Origin of the sequence: Fibrobacter sp., from assembly GCA_012523595.1 — a bacterium.
In the GTDB taxonomy this organism is placed as follows: domain Bacteria; phylum Fibrobacterota; class Chitinivibrionia; order Chitinivibrionales; family Chitinispirillaceae; genus JAAYIG01.
Genome location: JAAYIG010000166.1, coordinates 1 through 4,470, shown reverse-complemented (window position 1 = coordinate 4,470; position 4,470 = coordinate 1). Strand labels below are relative to the sequence as shown.

General features: G+C 42.8%; 4 protein-coding genes. All 4 read left to right on the top strand.

The annotated features are described in order from the left end of the window. Nucleotides 1-538 precede the first annotated feature (538 nt). Nucleotides 539-952, top strand: a complete 414-nt coding sequence (locus GX089_11335; protein NLP03080.1) for an Rrf2 family transcriptional regulator — start codon at nucleotides 539-541, stop codon at nucleotides 950-952. 37 nt (nucleotides 953-989) lie between these two features. Next, nucleotides 990-1,913, top strand: a complete 924-nt coding sequence (cysK, locus tag GX089_11330) for a cysteine synthase A (protein ID NLP03079.1) — start codon at nucleotides 990-992, stop codon at nucleotides 1,911-1,913. A gap of 153 nt (nucleotides 1,914-2,066) precedes the next feature. After that, the gene (locus GX089_11325) at nucleotides 2,067-3,359 is read left to right on the top strand and encodes an O-acetylhomoserine aminocarboxypropyltransferase/cysteine synthase (protein NLP03078.1); all 1,293 of its coding nucleotides are present in this window, start codon (nucleotides 2,067-2,069) and stop codon (nucleotides 3,357-3,359) included. Nucleotides 3,360-3,412: 53 nt separating this feature from the next. Further along, nucleotides 3,413-3,916 (top strand): hypothetical protein, encoded by a 504-nt coding sequence (locus GX089_11320; GenBank protein ID NLP03077.1) that lies wholly within the window; start codon nucleotides 3,413-3,415, stop codon nucleotides 3,914-3,916. Nucleotides 3,917-4,470: the final 554 nt, after the last annotated feature.

Here is a 4,470-nt window from a genome sequence, read left to right as displayed (position 1 = left end):
TTAATTGTTTAATAGTGAAAAAAATGACCAGGCATCTCCCATCCTTGTGAACAAATCCGGTGTCTATGCACCAAGTTCCTAACCAGGATCTACCTGGAAAAAGGGGACACTCTGGGTCAGGTTCGAAACCTAAGGTGAATACCCCCTCAATACCAGTCTAATATGATTTTTTTGCACTATTTAAACATACAAGGTGAAATAGAGATTTAATGCAGCGACATTGATTCATCTCTGAGGAGAACCGCGAGGAGAAACAATGATCAAATGCAATGTCCTTAGGCCATCTCTGAGGTAAATAAGACAGTTATCCATCCTAAAGTAATTAAATCAACTCTGAGGTGAGTCACCTGATTCTATAGCGTGTGTCCTATCCAAGAAAACCATTCATCCAATGGCCTAAAGTATGTCCTAAAGTCATCTCTGGGGTGAATAAATGAACTACGGAAATAATCCTTAATTCATCTCTGAGAAAAAAATTGACAAATCCTCTTTGTAGTGTTATATTAAAAGATGACAAAATTGATCAACAAGGTAAATTATGCTCGCCCTATCCACTAAATCTCACTACGGACTCTGTGCTATACTGGAAATCGCCGGCAATTACGGTTCTCGCCTTACCCAGGCCAGGGAAATAGTTGAGAAATACAAAATTCCCCAACCCTATCTTGAACAACTGTTAAACCGTTTATCAAAATCGGGGATCATAAAAAGTATCAGGGGTAAAAACGGGGGTTATGATCTGGCCGCTTATCCCTCCGAAATCACTTTACTTAACGTCCTTGAGGCACTGGAGGGGGGGGGACTGGAATTGTGTAAATGGAGTAATTTGCTTTCAGTTTGGGGGATATTTAACGATATTGAAGATAATGTCCGTGAGAAAATGAGTATCTCGATTCATGACTTGATGATGAGAGAGAAAGAGAACAGATCAGAAATGATGTTATACATTTAAACAGAATTGATACTGATCATTTTAATGGAGGTATGAAATGAAAATAGCCGAAAATGTCGGAAATCTGATTGGTAATACACCTCTGGTGAGGATCAATAAATTGAATCAGGGTGGATATGCTGAAATCGTTGCCAAGCTGGAAATGTTCAATCCAATGTCAAGTATCAAAGATCGTATTGGCAAGGCAATGATAGAAGATGCCGAGAGACGTGGAGTATTAAAGGAGGGGTCAGTCATAATAGAGCCTACAAGCGGTAACACTGGGATAGCTCTGGCCTTTATCGCGGCATCGAGAGGTTACCGTCTAATACTGACAATGCCTGAGACTATGAGCATCGAGAGGAGAAAACTGCTTAAAGCCCTGGGTGCCGAGATTGTATTAACAGAAGGATCCAGGGGCATGAAGGGTGCGATTGCCAAAGCTGAGGAGTTGGCAAGAGAGATCAGCGGATCGTTTATTCCTCAACAGTTCAGTAATCCCGCTAATCCTGAGATACATCGTCAGACAACTGCGGAGGAGATCTGGCGTGACACTGACGGAAAAGTTGACATTCTGGTAAGCGGGGTTGGGACTGGTGGAACTGTGACCGGGATTTCCGAGGTACTGAAAAGCAGAAAACCTTCTTTTAAGGCTATAGCAGTTGAACCGGATAGTTCTCCAGTGCTCTCAGGAGGGCAACCTGGCCTTCACAAGATTCAGGGTATTGGGGCGGGGTTTGTTCCGGATGTGCTCAAGATGGATCTTCTTGATGAAGTGTTCAGGGTCAAGGATGCTGATGCTGGAGAAACAGCCCGTGCACTCGCTCGTCAGGAGGGAATACTGGTCGGGATCTCATCCGGAGCAGCACTTTATGCTGCTTTGCAGGTGTCAAAGAGAGAGGAGAACAGGGGAAAGCTGATAGTGGTAATATTACCCGATACAGGAGAAAGGTATCTAAGCACCTGGTTGTTTGATGAATAAAAACCAGAGTGAATTGTAAAGCGCAGGATTCTCTATTCTTAATAATATCTTTTTCTAAGTTATTGAGGTAATCATCTTAATTGGCTTAATCGATGTTGAATTTACAATCAAAAAAAAAAGAAAAGGTTCAACTCATAAAAAGGATTACAAAAAATGAGCAGACAGTACCGGTTTGAAACATTAGCTGTTCACCATGGTCAGGAGGTCGATTCTACTCAATCGCGTGGAGTTCCCGTATACCGGACCTCATCGTATCTTTTTAAGAATACAGAGCACGCTGCAAATTTGTTCGCTTTAAAGGAACTGGGTAATATTTACAGCCGCCTGATGAATCCTACCAATGACATTCTTGAACAGCGGGTGAGTAAACTTGAGGGCGGTGCCGCATCTGTAGCGCTGGCATCAGGGACATCTGCAATATTTTACTCCATTATCACCCTTGCATCGGCAGGGGATGAAATTGTTGCGGCATCGAATCTTTATGGTGGCACATATACAATGTTTGATGCAATACTGCCGCAGCTTGGCATAAAGACCAGATTTGTGGACAGCCGAAACCCGGACAATTTTAAAACGGCTATCAATGACAAAACAAAGGCGGTATTTATCGAAGCGATAGGAAATCCGGTTCTTGACTTTACAGACGTAGGAGCAGTGGCTGAAATTGCTCATGAGAATGGATTGCCACTTATAGTTGACGGGACTTTTACAACGCCCTGCCTTTTGAGAACCATTGAGCATGGGGCTGATATAGTGGTAAACTCTCTGACCAAGTGGATGGGAGGTCATGGGTCCGCAATCGGTGGAATTGTCACTGATGCGGGTGTGTTTGACTGGAAAAAAGGCCGTCACCCGCTCTTTACTGAACCGGATCCCAACTATCATGGCCTGAGGTGGGCACTTGATCTCCCGGAGCCGCTTGCTCCCATCGCATTTGCTTTGCGGCTGAGAACAGTTCCGCTGAGAAATCTGGGTGCGTGTCTCTCTCCTGACAATGCATGGATCTTTCTTCAGGGACTTGAGACTCTCCATTTGAGAATGGAGAGACACTGTTCCAATGCTGTAAAAGTCGCTTCTTTTCTAAAGAACCATAATGCGGTAGAATGGGTACGATATCCGGGTCTTGAGGATGATCCTTCTTACAAAACTGCCTGCAGGTATCTGAAGAATGGTTTCGGGGGAATGGTGGTTTTCGGTATAAAAGGCGGTTACGATGCGGCTGTAAAGCTGATCGATTCCATTACTCTCTTTTCGCATCTGGCGAATGTGGGTGATACCAAGAGTCTCATTCTGCATCCGGCAAGTACATCGCACTCACAGCTCAGCCCTGAACAGCAGCTTTCAGGCGGTCTGACACCGGATCTTATCAGACTGTCAATCGGAATCGAGAATCCTGACGATCTGATCGAGGCACTTGATGAGGCGTTAAAGAATGCGGCACAGTAGTATGAAGTATGTCAATTCAGGTTTTGTTCTGTAGCTTTTACAAAGGAGTAGTCATGAAATCAAAACTTTTAGTATCGGTAATAGCTCTTTCGATGCTTTTTATTGTTTCTGCATGTGAGAAGAAGACAGAAAAAGCTGGTTGTACGGACCACAAGCATCACTCTGCGTCTGCACATCATGCAAAAGCGCAGACAGTGTGTCCGGTGATGGGAGAAAAGATAAATAAGGATTTATTTGTTGATGTGGATGGGAAGAGAATTTATGTATGCTGCGACGGGTGTATTGCGGAAGTCAAGGCTGATCCTGCGAAGTATATAAAGAAAATAGAGGAGGCAGGGGAGTCTGTGGAGGTAATCTCTGCAGAGAAAACATCACTGAAGCAGCAGGAGTTCTGTCCGCTCATGGAAGGGAGGAAGGTTAAAAGAGATCTCTATGTGGATCATAAGGGACAAAGGATTTATGTCTGTTGCAAAGGATGTTTAAACGAGGCCCAAAAGGATCCGGAAAAGGTTCTTCAGAAGCTGATCTCCCAGGGGCAGACTCCGGAGAGAATATAGGATAACTGATGTGATTTTTGTGTCTCTGTGGTGTGATCGATTTATGTATTTACTGCAGAGACACACTGAATATTTAACTTGCCTTGTATCGCCCTTCGAATTTGAGAATGGGTCCCCGCAAAAAGTTCTGGCCATAAACAATTCTGGATGTGTATAATATTCATAGCAGTCAAGAAGATGCTGCCAATTGACTGAAGTAGCCAAATAATCTGATGGACTTTTCAGCATGAACAGCTGTGGCGTAAAACTATCATATATTATGACAAGATTATCTTGACGCAAGTATATGCAGAATGTAACTTTATATCACCGTTTACACCTGAATAATACTATTAATCCCGATTTTATAGCTTCAGAAAGAAGGGATGATTAATATTTGTATAAAACAGTCAAAATAAGAATACCTTTCTGTATTCTTTAATTTTTACTAGAAGTAGTTTCAAAACCCATACATTATATAAGTGTGTTTTAAAATGAAACACTAGACTTTTGCCTTGGTCATAATTAAATTAACAAGAGCAGAGCTTCCCAAATAAAAAGGAGGACTCTGCATA

What these genes read in the sequence shown, in the direction of transcription:
- GX089_11320 (NLP03077.1), top strand. Translation starts at nt 3,413, where the DNA reads ATGAAATCAAAACTTTTAGTATCGGTAATAGCTCTTTCGATGCTTTTT.
- cysK (NLP03079.1), top strand. Translation starts at nt 990, where the DNA reads ATGAAAATAGCCGAAAATGTCGGAAATCTGATTGGTAATACACCTCTG.
- GX089_11325 (NLP03078.1), top strand. Translation starts at nt 2,067, where the DNA reads ATGAGCAGACAGTACCGGTTTGAAACATTAGCTGTTCACCATGGTCAG.
- GX089_11335 (NLP03080.1), top strand. Translation starts at nt 539, where the DNA reads ATGCTCGCCCTATCCACTAAATCTCACTACGGACTCTGTGCTATACTG.